The following is a 15,228-nucleotide window of genomic DNA, read 5'->3' as shown; positions in this document are numbered from 1 at the left end:
GCCCGCGGCCGCGCGCGGCCCCCACCCACCACCACCCGGCCCCACCCCCGCCAGCCCGGGGTTCGAGCCGGTTTCCGTTGTGCGCAGCCCGAGCGCGCCGCGCGCCGCCCCGCGGCCGCCGCCGGTGGCCCTCCGGGCACCCGCGGGCTACCGTGGGCGCATGCGACGCAGGGACCGTGCGACGGGCGACACCGCGCTGACGGTCGACGAGGCCACCGCCATCGCCGAGCACGCCGAGAACGGTGACCTCGACATGGAGGACCCGGAGGTCCGCCGCCTCGTCGGCGAAGCGAACCGCCTGCTCGTCCGCGCCGGCGTCTGGGGCATCGCGGAGAGCCCGAAGCAGCGCAGTCGCCGCCGCCTCCTGGCGGTCGGTGCCTCGGTGCTCGTGCTCTCCTGGCTCGCCGGGCTCTTCCTGCCACTGCTCGTCCGGCTGACCGAGTAGCGGTCCGCGGCCACACACGGACGGGAGGCACGGTTCCCGCTGGCACCGCACCTCCCGTCCGCCGGTCAGACCGTCCGCCGGTCAGGCCGTACGGCGCACCGCGACCCGCCGCCGACGCCCGGCCACGGCCCACACCCCGGCGGTGACCAGGAGCGGCAGCCCGATCGCGAGCACGACGAGCGAGGTCGGGTCCGGCGCGAACGGCAGGTGCGAGACCCCGAGCGGCGTCGGCGTGAACCGCAGCGTGAGCGCACGGAGCGGCAGGACCCCGAGCGCGACCCCGACCAGCGAGCCGACCAGGGTGAGCACCGCGGCCTGCCAGGTGGAGACCCGACGACGCACCCCGGGGGAGGCGCCGATCGCGTCCAGCACCTCGTCGTCCCGGCGACCGTCGGCGCGGGCCAACCCGATCGCGACCGTCGTGGCCCCGAGCGTGACGATGCCGGCGAGCAGGACGACGACCAGGGCGATCGGACGGAACGGGTCCTGTGGCCCGGCCTCGACGGTGAACGACGGGTACCAGGTGTCGGCCTGCTGCCCGGCGGCGGCCTGCCAGGTGGCGGCGAGGGTGTCCGCGCGTTCCGTCGACATGCCGTCGGGGAAGCTGCCGACCAGGTAGTTCGGCGCGGTCTCCAGGCCGTGCCGTGCGGCACCCTGCGGGGTGAGGAACACGGCGATCTGCAGCGGCTCGTCAGTGTGCTCGACGACGGCCGGCACGGTGGTGGTGCGCAGGGGTTCGCCGGTCGGCTTCTCCCCGTACATCGCGAACTGCGAGGCCTTCCGGGTGTCGAAGCGGACGGCGCCGTCCTCGACGAACTCGCTCCGGACCGCCACCGCGTCGCCGCGCTCGAGGGCGGCGCGCGCTGCTCGAGACGGCCGGTGCCCGATCAGCACGCCGAGGTCGTCGGCGCTGCCCGTCAGGACGTGCGGGCTGCTGCTGTCCGGCCCCGCCAGCCAGGCCGAGCAGGGTCCGCTGTCGCCGCTCGCGCAGTCGGGCCGGTGGACGTCGACGGGCAGGGTGATCGGTTGGTCGTCCGAGCGGTTCTCGATGCTCGCCCCGAGCACGCGGACGTGCGCCTCCGGGACGACCTGTCGCACGACGCGCACCGCCCGCGCGGTGAGGTCGGCATCCGCTGCCCCGTCGGTGTCGGTCACCGAGGCCGTACCGACGCCCATCGCGGTCCGGAACGTGTACTGCTCGTTGCTCTGGGCCGACTGCGACGCCGTGAAGGTCAGGACGACGGTGGCGACGAACACGACGCTCATCACGCTCGCCAGCACCGGCACGGTCCGGACCGGGTTGCGGACGGCGTCCCGGACGGCGATCCGAGCGGGCAGGCCGAACCGCTCGCCGACCCGGGCGACCGCGCCGAGCAGCCGCCGGGCGGCCAGGACGATGCCGAGCTGTGCCAGGCAGGGTCCGAGGGCGACGCCGGCACCGACGATGAGGGCCAGGTGGTCCTCCTGCACGGGGCGGGCGTTGAGCGCGAGGACGACGACACCGCACACCAGGGTCATCGCGATGCCGACGACCGTGAGCACCGGTCCGGCCGCCGCTGCCCAGCGCCGCCGGGAGACCGGGGCGGGACGGGTGGCTCCACGGAGGGCACTGTCGACGTCGACCCGGCTGGCGCTCCGGGCGGCGACGAGCGACGCGGCCCAGCCGGCCAGGATGCCCAAGACCAGCACGACGAGCAGCACCAGCCAGGGCAGGTGCACGCCGGGGTACTGCAACCGGTCGCCCGAGTCGAGCAGGTGGAACGCGACGACGCCACCGACGATGCCGAGCGCGGTTCCGACGGCCGCCCCGACCGCACCGAGCACGAGCCCGGACGAGGACACCACCGTGAACAGGAAGCGCCGGTCCCCGCCGACGCTGGCGAGCACGGCGTGGGTGCGGGTGTCGGCGCGGGAGCTGACCAGGAACGCGGCCGCGGCGAGCAGCCCGACCTCGAAGAGCGCGAACACCCCGGCGAGCCCCACGTACCCGTAGCTGATGAGGGACCCCGAGCCGCGAGAGCTCGCGCTCGGGAACGGCGGGTGGAGCACGACGGCCCGCGACTCGACGACGATGCCGTGGTCGTTGTACCGCTGGATCTCCGGCCAGGTGATGCTGCGGTCGGGCAGGAACACCTGCGTGGTGCCGTCGTCTGCGAGCCCGAGCGACCCCCACTCCCCGAAGACCGCGAGGTTCGAGTTCGGCATGCCCAGGTCGCGGAGCGTCCCGACGACGGTGACCTGTCGCTGGACGGGGTCGTCGAGCTGCAGGGTCTGGCCGATCGCGATGTGCAACCGGTCGAGGGTCGCCGGGGTGACGAGGACCTGGTCTCCAGACTCCGGGACGCTGCCCTCGAGGTGCTGCCAGTGCCCCTGCAGTGCGCCGGCCCAGGTCTGCCCCTCGACGGCGTTGACCGTGACGGGGACCTTCGGGCCGCTGACGACCGCGGTGCTCTGCCGGACCGGGATCGACGCCGCCCCGTCGGGTACGGAGCCGAGCAGGTCCGGCGTCGGGAAGGCGCTGGCGTCGGCGTCGGAGGTGTCCGGTCGGTCGTAGTACCGCTGCAGCGGGCTCTTCTTGGCGATGGTCGAGGTGTACCGGTCGACCGGGTCCTGCCGCATGCCGGCGAGGTCGGGGCCGTTCGCCTCGAGCATCGCCGCGGACTGCCCGAGTTCGACGTCCAACCGGTCCTGGGTGCTCGGCGTGGTCGACGCGATGAGCACCCCACCCGCGGCCAGGCCGGCGATCGGCAGCCCGATGAGCGCCGCGACGAGCACGGCCCGCCCGGGTCGGGCGAACGCCAGACGTCGGGCCAGCAGCAGTGCCGGCCGGACGGCGAACGGGGTGCGACTGCGGATCGTCGGGCGGTGCGTGTCCCGACGGGGCCGCTCGCTCACGGGCGGTCCTGCGCGTCGGTCAGGGCAAGCTCGACGCCGGCGTACACGGTCTCGTCGACGATGCGGCCGTCGCGGAGGAACACGATCCGGTCCGCCCACGCCGCGTGCCGGGCGTCGTGCGTGACGAGCAGTGCACCGGCACCGGAGTCGACGTGTCGGCGGAGCATGCGGAGCACGACCTCGCCGGTCTGCGAGTCGAGGGCCCCGGTCGGCTCGTCGGCGAGGACGAGCTTGCGGTCGCCGACGACCCCGCGGGCGATGGCGACCCGCTGTCGCTGCCCGCCCGAGAGGTCGTCCGGCCAGGCGTCCAGCCGGTGGCCGAGTTCGACGCTCTCGAGCGCCAGCTCCGCCGCCTTCCGTGCACGTCCGGTGCGCCAGCCGTCGAGCTCGAGCGGCAGCGCCACGTTCTCGACCGCGGTCAGCGAGGGGATGAGGTTGAAGTCCTGGAACACGAACCCGAGCACGCGTCGCCGCAGGGCTGCCAGTTCGCGGGCCGGGCGGTCGGACACCCATTCGCCGTCGATGCGGACCTCGCCGCTCGTCGGGGGCATCAGGGTGCCGGCGACCGACAGCAGCGTCGACTTCCCGGAGCCGGAGGTGCCCATCACGGCGACCATCTCACCGGGACGGATCGTCAGGTCGACACCGGCCAGGGCGGTCACGGCCTGCGCGCCGCTGCCGTACTGCACGGCGACGGCGTCGAGTTCGAGGAGCGCGGTCGTGCTCATCGGACGACACCCGTGCCGCGGCGGCCGGTGGGCTCGCTGCCGTACACGTCCTCGTCGTCCGGGGTGTCGGCGCTCGCCCGGGGAGCGGGTCGGTACCGCGCGACGCTCGATTCGACGTGGTCGAGCCACCGCACCTCGGACTCGGCCTGGAACACCATCGACTCGAGGACGAGCGACCACGCCAGCTCCGTCTCGGGGTCCGTGGTGCGCTTGAGTCGGGTCAGGTCCTGCAGTGCCCGGACCGCCGCCGTCCGCTGCACCTGCACGAGGCGCTGCACGTCCACGCCGGGCACGGTCACCGCGATGGCGAACTTGATCGCCAACTCGTCGCGGCCGCGCTTGGCGGGCACCGGTTCGCTGAACCACCGGTCGACCGCCTCGCGTCCCGCGTCGGTCGCCGTGTAGACGACGTGTCCGTCGTCGTCGGCGTCGCCGCGGGCCACGAGGCCGTCGCGCTCCAACCGGTCGAGCGTTGTGTAGACCTGGCCGATGTTCAGCGGCCAGCTGCCCCCCGTGCGGTGCTCGAACTCCCCCCGGAGCTGGTAGCCGTAGCCCGGCTCGGCCACCAGCAGTGCGAGTACGCCCATGCGAACGCTCATCGTTCCCCCTCGACCCGGCGGAGCACTTCTCCGCGGGCATACCGAGTATGCACATACTCGGTATGGGTCGGCAAGCTGACGGCGCGAACATCATCCGGACGACGGACGGGAGGCTCCCCACCGGACCGGTGAGGAGCCTCCCGTCATGCAGTCGGTGCGTCAGCTGTGCAGCTTCGACAGCTCCTGGAACTCGTCGTCGGAGAGCTCGATCGTCGCGCCCTGCAGGTTGTCCTCGAGGTGGTCGACGCTCGAGGTGCCGGGGATCGGGAGCATGACGGGGGAGCGCTTGAGCAGCCAGGCCAGCGCGACCTGCGCCGGGGTGGCGTCCTTCTGCTTCGCCAGCTCGGTCAGCGGCGAGTCCGCACCCGTCAGCCCACCGGTCGCGAGCGGGAACCACGGGATGAACCCGATGCCCTGCTGCTCCGACCAGTCGAGGAGCTCCTCGGCCGAGCGGTCGGTGAGGTTGTAGAGGTTCTGCACGGAGACGATCGTGGCGATCTCCTGCGCGGCCTTCACGTCGTCGACGGAGACCTCGGACAGGCCGATGTGGCGGATCTTGCCCTCGTCCTGCAGCTTCTTGAGCTCACCGATCTGGTCCTCCAGCGGGACCTTCGGGTCGATGCGGTGCAGCTGGAACAGGTCGATGCGCTCCAGACCCAGACGGCGGAGGCTCATCTCGGCCTCCTGGCGCAGGTACTCCGGGCGGCCGACCGGCGGCCACTCGTTCGGGCCGGTGCGGGTCAGGCCGGCCTTCGTCGCGATGACGACGTCGTCGCCGTAGGGGTGCAGGGCCTCCTTGAGGAGCTCCTCGGCGACGTAGGGGCCGTACGAGTCGGCGGTGTCGAAGAAGTTCACGCCGAGCTCGACGGCGCGCTTGAGGACGCGGATCGCCTCGTCGTGGTCCTTCGGCGGTCCCCACACGCCGGGGCCGGTGAGCTGCATGGTGCCGTAGCCGAGGCGGTTGACCTCGAGGTCCCCGCCGATGCGGAAGGTGCCGGACGAAGCGGCCGGACGGTTCGTGGTGTCAGTGCCAGTGGTCATGCACCCGGTCTACGCCTGCCCGGCACCACGGTCCTGAGGGTCCACCCGGGGACGGGGGTACGGCGTCTCTCCACGCTCGAGCATCCCGACCAGCTTCGCGACCCGGTTCGCCCGCGCAGTCGGGCTCGGGGCGGTCACCACCCGGTGCACGACCGCGTACCGGTTCGTCGCGTCGAGGTCGGCGAACAGCGCAGCTGCCGTGGGTACGGCGTCGAGCGCCGACCGGAGGTCCGCCGGCACCTCTGCGGTCGCGGCACCCGCGTACGCCCGGTCCCACCGGCCGTCGGACTTCGCCCGGTCGATCTCCGCCTGACCGCGTGGACGCATCCGTCCGGCCTCGACCAGCGCCGCGACCAGCCCGACGTTCCGCTGCGACCACAGCGACGCCTTCCGTCGCGGCGTGAACCGCTGGAGGAACGTGGCGTCGTCGAGGCCGCGCTTCGACCCGTCGATCCAGCCGGAGCAGAGCGCCTCGTCGAGGGCCTGCGCGTACGTCAGGCTCGTCGGACTCGTCGTGCCCTTCTTCGCGAGGACCAGCCACACCCCGTCGGACAGCTCCTCGTGCCCGTCCAACCAGGCACGCCAGGCAGCGGCGTCGGCGACGACGAACGGCTCGATCTCGGCGGCCACGCTCAGCCCCGGTCGTCGCTGCTGATCCGGACGGACGCGGCCCACGCCGACACCCAGGCCGGCAGGGTCAGGTCACGAGGTGACCCGCCGGTCGCCGCGAGCAGCTCGTCGGGCGACACCGAGCCTCCCGTCCGTCGCAGGAACCGGGCCTGCACCACCGCACGCGCCACGACGTCCCCGCGGCGGACGAACGTCTGCTCCAGGTACACGGCGCGCTCGTCCACCCCGAGCACTCGCGACCGCAGCTCGAAACGTTGCCCCAGCGTCAACGACCGCTTGTAGGTGATCGTCTGCGCGGACACCACGGAGTACCAGCCGCGCTCGGCGTACGTCCGCCACGCGCCGGAGCGGAGCAGCAGCTCGAGGCGGCCGAGGTCGAGGAGGGACAGGTACTTGCCGTTGTTGACGTGCCGGAGCGGGTCCAGGTCGGTGAGCGTCACGCGGAACGGGGTCCGCGACTCGTCCCAGAGCGACAGCCGGCGGCGCGGCGACAGGCGCACGCGCAGGGTGAGCAGCAGGAGCCGGAAGGTCAGGTTCACGGCACGATCCGACCACGCGGAGAACGGACATCAGCCGTTTCGAAGACTACGTTCAGGTTCACTGCTGTCAACCGGCTCACCGAGCCACGAAGGGAACCCTCCGATGAGCACCAACTCCGCCACCGGTCGTCCGACACCCGTCACCGTCTCGTTCATCCTCTGGCTGGTCACGGTGGTCCTCGGGATCATCCGCGGTGTGCTCGGCTTCATCGGTGCTGGTTCGTCGCCGCAGGTCCAGGCGCAGGCCGAGGGTCAGGGCGCCGCGATCGGAGCAGCCGTCACCATCGGTGCCGTGTTCGCGATCATCATCGCGCTCGTCCAGCTCTTCATCGTCTTCAAGATGCGCGACGGCCGCAACTGGGCCCGCATCGTGCTGCTCGTCCTCGCGATCCTGCAGGTGCTCGGCATCGCAGCCGCGTTCAACATCGTCGGCACGATCGGCGTCATCGTCGTCATCATCGCCGCCGTGCTGATGTTCCTCCCCAGCTCGAACGCGTACTTCCGCAAGCGCTGACCACCAGCTCGCACCACTCGACGGACCCGGCACCGCGCACCCGCGTGGACCGGGTCCGTCGTCGTCCGTGGCGGCCCCGACCGATGACGGCCTCGGGCATTCCCACCAGGCGGGCACGGTCAGTGCCTCCCTCCGACGCTGCCAGGGCGAGTAGACCGGGACAGCAGACGAAAGGACCACGCATGCAGACACGCACGCTCGCCGACCTCCAGGTCGGCGCGATCGGCCTCGGCACCATGGGCATGAGCGCCTTCTACTCGGGCGCCGGCTCCGACGACGCCGAGTCCATCCGCACCATCCACCGCGCCATCGACCTCGGCGTCACGCTGTTCGACACCGCCGAGGCGTACGGCCCGTACACGAACGAGGAACTCCTCGCCGAAGCCCTCAAGGGCCGCCGCGACGAGGTCGTCATCGCCACGAAGTTCGGCCTGTACAAGCACGAGGCCGACGAGGAGACGCCGAGCCAGGAACGCGGGTTGACCTCGGCCCCGCACTCCGTGCGCACCGCCCTCGAAGGGTCGCTCCGCCGCCTCGGCACCGACCACATCGACCTCTACTACCAGCACCGCGTCGACCCGGCCGTGCCGATCGAGGACGTCATCGGGCAGCTCGCCGGCTTCGTGCAGGAGGGCAAGATCCGCCACATCGGTCTGTCCGAGGCGAGTGCCGCGACGATCCGCAAGGCCCACGCCGTGCACCCGATCACCGCGCTGCAGAGCGAGTACTCGCTGTGGACCCGCGACCCCGAGGGCGACGTCCTCGACACGCTGCGCGAGCTCGGGATCGGTCTCGTGCCGTACTCGCCGCTCGGCCGTGGGTTCCTCACGGGCGCCATCACGAAGCCGTCCGACCTGGACGCCGACGACTTCCGCTCCGCCAACCCGCGCTTCCAGGAGGAGGCCTTCGCGGCGAACATGAAGATCGTCGACGCCGTGAAGGGCATCGCGGACGAGGTCGGCGGCACCCCCGCCCAGGTCGCGCTCGCGTGGCTCCTGGCCCAGGGCGACGACGTCGTCCCGATCCCGGGCACGAAGCGCGTCTCGCGGCTCGAGGAGAACGTCGGCGCGGCCGACCTCACCCTCACGTCCGACCAGGTCGAGCGCCTCTCGGCGCTGCCGCTGCCGACCGGGGACCGCTACCCCGACATGTCGAGCATCGGTCGCTGACCGACGCCACCACCTGACGGACGGGAGGCACGGTGCCAGCTGGCACTCCTCCCTCGCAGGCTCGGTCGGCGCGCCCCGCGCAACGCTTCGCGTTGCCGCTGAGCGGGGCGCGCCCGTCCGTCGTCGAGTCGCGTCAGACCTCAGCCGCGAACGCCGCGACCCGCAACTGCAGGTCGTCCATCCGCTGGAGGCGGGCGCCCTCGACGTCGTACCCCTCGTACGCCGGCGGCGGGGTCTTCCGGACGTTCCGCGAACACTGGAAGTCCTGGCAGACCAGCGTGCCGACAGTGTCGCCCTTCCGACCCGCCGGGCCGGAGCGCTTGGCGCTGTAGAAGACGACGTCGTTGGGCAGCTTCACGTCCTGGCACCACGAGCACTGGGCGCGGGAGCGTGGCGAGGCCTCGGCCTGCCGGAACACGACGCCGATCAGCTCGCCGTCCAGGGTCGGGATGACCGCGTAGGCGCGGCGCGGGGTCTTCGGGTCACGCCACCCCAGGAAGGTGAGGTCGTCCCAGCGGACGGCCTCGAGGTCGGGGACGGTCATCTCGGTGACCTCGCGGCGGGAGGCGTTGACGAAGGAGGCGCGGAGGGCCTCGACGGTGATCGGGAGCATGGGTGAGCCTGTCGTTCTGGCACCGGCGCAGCAGTCTGCGTCACGGGTGCGGTTCGTTCAGAGGGTCGACGATGACGCCGTGTCAGACGACACGGCGGGGACGTCAGGCCCTGATGCCGGCGCAGGCGCCGACGACCTCCTCGGAACGGTTGCTCACACCAGCACCCTACGGCTGCGCGACGACGAGCACCAGCGAGCCCTCGTACGACGGCTGCACGCGGAGTCGGCCGTACCGGGCGTCCCACGAGCCGTCCTCGAGCGCGGTGCGGAGGGCGGCGACCGACCGGGCCGCGGTCATCTCGTCGACGGCCGCCCAGGCGGGGTCGGCTCGGCGGGCAGCGGCGTCGAGCAGGCGCTCCGGACGGGCGTAGTACGCCTCGGAGAACCCGTCGACACACGTGAAGGGGATGGGCACGCGGGTCGTCGTGACCTCGCCGCCCAGGGCATCGGCGATGTGGTCGAGCGGCGGCCAGCGTCGGGCGTCACGGGCCAGGACCTCGGGCGCGTAGGTGGCGAGCCAGTGGTCTGGGATGCGGGCCGGGTCGCGGGTGAGCAGGACGACCGGGCCGCGGGTGACCCGTCGGACCTCGGCGAGACCCCGTTCGAGGTCCGACCACTCGGGCCACTCGGGCCACTCGGGCAGCGAGAAGGCCGACGAGGTGGCGTCGAAGGAGTCGTCGGCGAACGGCAGGGCCTCGGCGGTCGGGTCGACGACGGTGACGTCCCGGTCGCGCGGTTCGTACGGGACGCCCCCGGGGCCTGCGGTGACGTGCAGGACCGTGCGGGCCTGCCCGAGCGCCACCCGGATCGCCCGTTCGAAGACCGGTTCCGGTCGACGGTGGCGGGACGGGCTCGGGCCGCCGTCGGCCCCGCCGTGCTCGGCGTCGCCAGCCGGTCCGTCCGCAGTCCTCGTCACGTCGTCAGCCTACGGCGGGCAGGTCGGCGGCAACCGGACTGCTGCCGTCGGCTCCGGCTCCGGGCCGGGCGCGCGTTCGGTCCGGGGTCCGCCTCAGTCGACCTGGTCGACCGACTCCGTCGACCGCACGGCGGCCCGCTGCTCCGCCAACTCGGTGGCGGCCCAGGTGCCGAGGAGCGACAGGGACCGTTCGGACTCCGACCCGGCGTCGGCGCCGTAGGTGAACACCGTCAGCCCGGGGTCGGCGACCAGTTCGAGCGCCTCGAACGTCAACTCGAGCTCGCCGACGATCGGGTGGTGCAGGTGCTTCCGGCCCGAGCGGTGCACGTGCACGTCGTGCTCGGCCCACCAGGTGCGGAATTCCTCGCTCTTCGCCGAGAGCTCGCTGACCAGCGTCATCAGGCCCGGTTCGCACGGGTTCGAGGCCGCCGTGGTGCGGAGGACGGCCACCGCATCGCGGGCGGTCTGCTCCCAGCGGGGGAAGAAGTCGCGGGCGGCGGGGTCGAGGAACGCGAAGCGCGCGGTGTTGACCGGGCGCCCGGCACCGGCGAACACCGGTGCGTAGAGCGCGTGGCCGAGGGTGTTCGCGGCGACGATGTCGAGCCGCTCGTTGCGCACCCACGCCGGGGCACCGGTGATGGCGTCGAGCAGACGCTGCACCGCGGGACGCACCGACGTCGGCACCGGACGGTGGGTGGTCTTCACCCCTGCGTTCGCCAGGTGTGCGAGGTCCGCGAGGTGCGCGCGCTCCGCCTCGTCGAGCTGCAGGGCGTTGGCCAGGCCGTCGAGGACGCCCTCCGAGACGCCCTTGAGGGTGCCGCGTTCGAGTCGCGTGTAGTAGTCGACGCTGACGCCCGCGAGCATCGCGACCTCGTGCCGACGGAGTCCGGGGACGCGCCGGGTGCCGCCGCCGAACGACGGCATGCCCGCCTGGTCCGGGGTGAGCCGGGCTCGTCGGCTGGACAGGAAGTCGCGGATCTCGTTGCGGACGTCGATACCCATGTCCCCAGGCTACGTGCCCGCCGGTGTGCCCGGCTGCTGGCGTCGGACGGGAGGCTCGGCACCGGTCCGGAGGCGCGCCTCCCGTCCGTCGTCGGGTTCCGCCGGCACGGCGCTGCCGGATGCGCTCCGACTAGAGGGCGCGGCCGGTGTGCGCGGCGAGCCAGGCGGCCGGGTCGATCGGCAGCGTGCCGTCCATGAGGACCTCGAGGTGCAGGTGCGCCCCGGTCGAGACCCCGGAGGACCCGACGCTGCCGATGAACTGGCCGGGCTCGACGCGGTCGCCGACCTTGAGCGGCGACGAGCCGGGGATCATGTGGCCGTACAGGGTCGAGACCTTCCGGCCGTCAACCTCGTGGTCGATGATCACGGTCTCGCCGTACGAGAAGTAGATCCCGGACACCCGCACGGTGCCCGCGGCGACGGCGCCGATCGGAGCGCCCATGCCCGGGTTGAAGTCGAGCCCCTGGTGCAGGGACGAGCAGGCGCCACACGGAGCGGCGCGGTACCCGAAGCCGGAGCTCATCCGCACCGGGCCCGGGAACGGCGAGCGGACGTCGCCGCCGTACGTGACCGTCTCCCCCGCCGCCACGGCACCGACGCCCGTCGAGGCGACACCGCCGCCGACCGTGAAGCCGTCGCGCGAGGTGCTCGGCAGCGCCACCTGGGTGACGGCGAAGTCCTGGGTGCTGACGGCCGGGGCGAGGGTCGCGATGGCGGCGGAGGTGCCGGTGCTGGCGTGCGCGGGCATCGCGGCGGCGCCGAACATCGCGAGTGCGGCGGCGGCGCTCGTCAGGGTGAGCCGGCTGGCGCGGGCTCCGCGGCCGCGGTTCACCGGGGTGGCGGGGTTGGCGGCCGTCTTGCTGGCGACGGCGACCGCGCGGCGGGGGACCCGGCGGATGCGGGTGTCGGCGTGCGCGGCGGCCGGCGCGCGCTCGGGTGCCGGTCGCGGTGCCCGTATGCGGGGCTTCGTCGCGGCGGCCTGCTCGGCACGCTCCGCCGCCAGGGCAGACCGCTCCGCCGCCAGGGCAGCACGACGCGTCAGGTGCACGACGGGCGTGCTGCGGGGGTGGTCTGCGTCAGGGAGAGTCATGGCCGGAGCCCATTCTGCACGAACCTGTCCGGTTGTACAGCCCCTCGTTCCCCGGCCGACTGCGGTCGGGGGTGCGCAGATCGACGGGATCCGGGCCTCCCGGCTGTGGATCAGTAGTGTCGAGGGAAGCGACGGAGAGGACCCCTCATGGCCCGATCGCCGCGGGAGCGGCACGAACCCATCGACCTGCGGTCGGCGGTGGTCGTGCTGGCCGGTACCCAGGACCTGCTCCCGATCCTGCGGGCCGCTGCCGTCCGTGCCGGAGTCGATGCAGCGCGGATGCGCGTGGTCGGTGTCGACGACGTGCCGGAGCTGCACGAGACCGCTGATGCGGAGCTCGCGGTCATCGCGATCCGCCGGCCCGGCGAGGACCCCGCGTTCCACCGCGCGCAGGAAGCCGCCGAGCTCCTCGAACCCCTGCTCCGGCCGGGTGCGGTGCGCATCGTGATCACCGTGTCACGGGCGACCCGACTGGCCCCGAAGCTCGAGCGCGCCCTGACCGCCGAGGTCCTGCACCAGCTCGGTGCGGCGAGGGCCTGGTCGGGGTTCCGTCGGCCCTTCCGGAACCTGCGCACCCGGCTCGGGACGGCCGGTCTGCGGGCGGCCGGGCTCCGGGTGTTCCGCCTGACGGTCTGAGCGTTCCGCGGCGGACACGGCTGGTCGCTTCCTCCACAGGTCCGGGGATCACTGGCGCTCCTCCACAGGACGGGTATCTTGATGTCGAGACATCTCACGCCGCGAGTAGCGTGGGGGGCACGGACCGCGCGAACAAGGGAGTACCCGCCAGCATGGCCAAGATCATCTACACGCTCACCGACGAGGCCCCGTTCCTCGCCACCCACTCCTTCCTGCCCGTCATCGCGTCCTTCGCGAAGACCGCGGGCGTCGAGGTCGAGACCCGCGACATCTCGCTGTCGGGCCGCATCATCGCCCTGTTCCCGGAGCGGCTCAGTGCTGAGCAGCGCCTGGACGACGCCCTGGCCGAACTCGGCGAGCTCGCCGGGACGCCCGAGGCGAACATCATCAAGCTGCCGAACATCTCGGCCTCGATCCCGCAGCTCAAGGTCGCCATCGCCGAACTGCAGTCGCAGGGCTACGACCTGCCGGACTACCCCGACGAGCCGACCACCGACGACGAGCGCGACGCCCGCGCCCGCTACGACCGCGTCAAGGGCAGTGCCGTCAACCCGGTGCTGCGCGAAGGCAACTCGGACCGTCGTGCCCCCCTGTCGGTGAAGAACTACGCCCGCAAGCACCCGCACCGCATGGGCAAGTGGAGCTCGGACTCGAAGACGAACGTCGTCACGATGGGCGTCGACGACTTCCGCTCCAACGAGAAGTCCTGGGTCGCCCCGGCCGACGACACCCTGACGATCACCTTCGTCGGGCAGGACGGCAGCGAGCAGGTGCTCAAGCAGTCGATCCCCGTCGTCTCCGGCGAGGTCGTGGACGGCACCGTGCTGCACGTCGCCGCGCTCGAGCAGTTCCTGCAGAAGCAGATCCAGCGCGCCGCGGACGAGGACCTGCTGTTCTCGGTCCACCTCAAGGCCACGATGATGAAGGTCTCGGACCCGATCATCTTCGGGCACGTCATCCGGGCGTTCTTCCCCGACGTGTTCGCGCGGTACGGCGCCGACCTCGCCGCCGCCGGGCTCACCCCGAACGACGGCCTGGGCTCGATCTACGCCGGCCTCGACGCGCTGCCGAACGGCGCCGAGATCAAGCGGGCGTTCCAGGACGGCATCGACGCCGGCCCCGACCTCGCCATGGTCGACTCCGACAAGGGCATCACGAACCTGCACGTCCCGAGCGACGTCATCGTGGACGCCTCGATGCCCGCGATGATCCGCACCTCCGGCCACATGTGGGGCCCGGACGGCGACGAGCACGACACCGTCGCGGTCATCCCGGACTCCAGCTACGCCGGCATCTACCAGGCCGTCATCGAGGACTGCCGTGCCCACGGCGCCTTCGACCCGGCGACCATGGGCTCGGTGCCGAACGTCGGACTCATGGCGCTCAAGGCCGAGGAGTACGGCTCGCACGACAAGACCTTCGAGCTGCCGGGCGACGGCGTCGTCCGCGTCACGAACGCCGCCGGCGAGACCGTCCTCGAGCACGACGTCGAGCAGGGCGACATCTGGCGTGCCTGCCAGACCAAGGACATCGCGATCCGCGACTGGGTGAAGCTCGCCGTCACCCGCGCCCGCGCCACCGGTTCCCCCGCCGTGTTCTGGCTCGACGAGACCCGCGCCCACGACGCGGTCCTGATCGGCCTGGTCCGCACGTACCTGCAGGAGCACGACACCGACGGCCTGCAGATCGAGATCCTGTCGCCGGAGGACGCCATGCGCTTCTCCCTCGACCGGATCCGCCGTGGCGAGGACACCATCTCCGTCACCGGCAACGTCCTGCGCGACTACCTGACCGACCTGTTCCCGATCATGGAGCTCGGCACCTCGGCGAAGATGCTCTCCGTCGTCCCGCTCCTCGGCGGTGGCGGCCTGTTCGAGACCGGTGCCGGCGGCTCCGCACCGAAGCACGTCCAGCAGCTCGTGCAGCAGAACTACCTGCGCTGGGACAGCCTGGGCGAGTTCCTGGCCCTCGCGGTCAGCCTCGAGCACCTGGCCGGCGTCACCGGCAACGCCCGGGCGAAGGTCCTGGCGGACACGCTCGACCGCGCGACCGGCACCTTCCTCGACGAGGACAAGTCCCCGGGTCGCAAGCTCGGCTCGATCGACAACCGCGGCAGCCACTTCTACCTGGCGAAGTACTGGGCGGAAGAGCTCGCCGCGCAGACCCAGGACACCGAGCTCGCCGCGGCGTTCCAGGGCCTCGCGACCACCCTCGCCGAGCACGAGGACACCATCGTCGAGGAACTCGTCGCGGTGCAGGGTCACCCGGCGGACATCGGTGGCTACTACCGGCCCGACGACGCCAAGACCAGTGCGGTCATGCGTCCGTCGGCGACGCTGAACGCGGCGCTCGCAAACCTGTAGGCGCGACCACACGACGGACGGGAGGCCCGGTGCCAGCTGGCACCGGGC

15 protein-coding genes are annotated in these 15,228 nt (G+C 72.4%); 5 read left to right on the top strand and 10 right to left on the bottom strand.

Annotation, left to right across the window (positions count from 1 at the left end; translation table 11 throughout):
• Window positions 1-160 precede the first annotated feature (160 nt).
• Window positions 161-445 (top strand): hypothetical protein, encoded by a 285-nt coding sequence (locus tag QCD68_RS14690; RefSeq protein ID WP_111074083.1) that lies wholly within the window; start codon window positions 161-163, stop codon window positions 443-445.
• A gap of 81 nt (window positions 446-526) precedes the next feature.
• Here QCD68_RS14690 and QCD68_RS14685 read toward each other — a convergent pair whose 3' ends face one another.
• The 6 genes from QCD68_RS14685 to QCD68_RS14660 form a co-directional block, all read right to left on the bottom strand.
• Window positions 527-3,340, bottom strand: a complete 2,814-nt coding sequence (locus tag QCD68_RS14685) for an FtsX-like permease family protein (protein WP_301223551.1) — start codon at window positions 3,338-3,340, stop codon at window positions 527-529.
• Window positions 3,337-4,068, bottom strand: coding sequence for an ABC transporter ATP-binding protein (locus tag QCD68_RS14680; protein ID WP_253465547.1), 732 nt, complete (start codon window positions 4,066-4,068; stop codon window positions 3,337-3,339). The genes QCD68_RS14685 and QCD68_RS14680 overlap by 4 nt, the downstream gene beginning before the upstream one ends.
• Window positions 4,065-4,667: a PadR family transcriptional regulator gene (locus tag QCD68_RS14675; RefSeq protein ID WP_111074080.1), complete on the bottom strand. Its 603-nt coding sequence runs from the start codon at window positions 4,665-4,667 to the stop codon at window positions 4,065-4,067. The genes QCD68_RS14680 and QCD68_RS14675 overlap by 4 nt, the downstream gene beginning before the upstream one ends.
• 159 nt (window positions 4,668-4,826) lie before the next feature.
• Complete coding sequence (locus QCD68_RS14670) at window positions 4,827-5,708, bottom strand: aldo/keto reductase (protein WP_221851285.1); 882 nt, start codon at window positions 5,706-5,708, stop codon at window positions 4,827-4,829.
• Between the two features lie 9 nt (window positions 5,709-5,717).
• A complete protein-coding gene (locus tag QCD68_RS14665; RefSeq protein WP_221851331.1) occupies window positions 5,718-6,344 on the bottom strand; it encodes a YdeI/OmpD-associated family protein in 627 nt (208 codons plus the stop codon).
• Entirely contained in the window at window positions 6,341-6,877 is a 537-nt protein-coding gene (locus QCD68_RS14660; protein WP_301223550.1) for a thioesterase family protein, read from the bottom strand. Before QCD68_RS14660 ends, QCD68_RS14665 begins: the two co-directional genes overlap by 4 nt.
• Before the next feature lie 103 nt (window positions 6,878-6,980).
• On the opposite strand from QCD68_RS14660, the gene QCD68_RS14655 reads away from it, so the two are divergent.
• Window positions 6,981-7,391 carry a hypothetical protein gene (locus tag QCD68_RS14655; protein WP_111074077.1) on the top strand — a complete coding sequence of 137 codons (411 nt, stop codon included), beginning with the start codon at window positions 6,981-6,983 and terminating at the stop codon, window positions 7,389-7,391.
• Window positions 7,392-7,573: 182 nt separating this feature from the next.
• Entirely contained in the window at window positions 7,574-8,560 is a 987-nt protein-coding gene (locus tag QCD68_RS14650) for an aldo/keto reductase (protein WP_301223549.1), read from the top strand.
• Between the two features lie 133 nt (window positions 8,561-8,693).
• On the opposite strand, the gene QCD68_RS14645 is transcribed toward QCD68_RS14650, so the two are convergent.
• The 4 genes from QCD68_RS14645 to QCD68_RS14630 form a co-directional block, all read right to left on the bottom strand.
• Window positions 8,694-9,173, bottom strand: a complete 480-nt coding sequence (locus tag QCD68_RS14645) for an FBP domain-containing protein (protein ID WP_301223548.1) — start codon at window positions 9,171-9,173, stop codon at window positions 8,694-8,696.
• Window positions 9,174-9,339: 166 nt separating this feature from the next.
• On the bottom strand, window positions 9,340-10,089 hold the full coding sequence (locus QCD68_RS14640; RefSeq protein ID WP_301223547.1) for a class I SAM-dependent methyltransferase: 750 nt from the start codon (window positions 10,087-10,089) through the stop codon (window positions 9,340-9,342).
• A 93-nt stretch (window positions 10,090-10,182) separates the two neighbouring features.
• On the bottom strand, window positions 10,183-11,091 hold the full coding sequence (locus QCD68_RS14635; RefSeq protein WP_221851274.1) for a helix-turn-helix transcriptional regulator: 909 nt from the start codon (window positions 11,089-11,091) through the stop codon (window positions 10,183-10,185).
• Window positions 11,092-11,221: 130 nt separating this feature from the next.
• Window positions 11,222-12,181: a M23 family metallopeptidase gene (locus QCD68_RS14630; RefSeq protein ID WP_301223546.1), complete on the bottom strand. Its 960-nt coding sequence runs from the start codon at window positions 12,179-12,181 to the stop codon at window positions 11,222-11,224.
• 147 nt (window positions 12,182-12,328) lie between these two features.
• On the opposite strand from QCD68_RS14630, the gene QCD68_RS14625 reads away from it, so the two are divergent.
• Window positions 12,329-12,817, top strand: coding sequence for a hypothetical protein (locus QCD68_RS14625; RefSeq protein ID WP_301223545.1), 489 nt, complete (start codon window positions 12,329-12,331; stop codon window positions 12,815-12,817).
• A gap of 152 nt (window positions 12,818-12,969) precedes the next feature.
• Window positions 12,970-15,180 carry an NADP-dependent isocitrate dehydrogenase gene (locus QCD68_RS14620; protein WP_301223544.1) on the top strand — a complete coding sequence of 737 codons (2,211 nt, stop codon included), beginning with the start codon at window positions 12,970-12,972 and terminating at the stop codon, window positions 15,178-15,180.
• The last annotated feature ends 48 nt before the right edge of the window (window positions 15,181-15,228 follow it).

Origin of the sequence: Curtobacterium sp. PsM8 (assembly GCF_030433875.1) — a bacterium.
GTDB lineage: Bacteria > Actinomycetota > Actinomycetes > Actinomycetales > Microbacteriaceae > Curtobacterium.
This window is presented reverse-complemented; position numbering and strand designations above follow the sequence as displayed.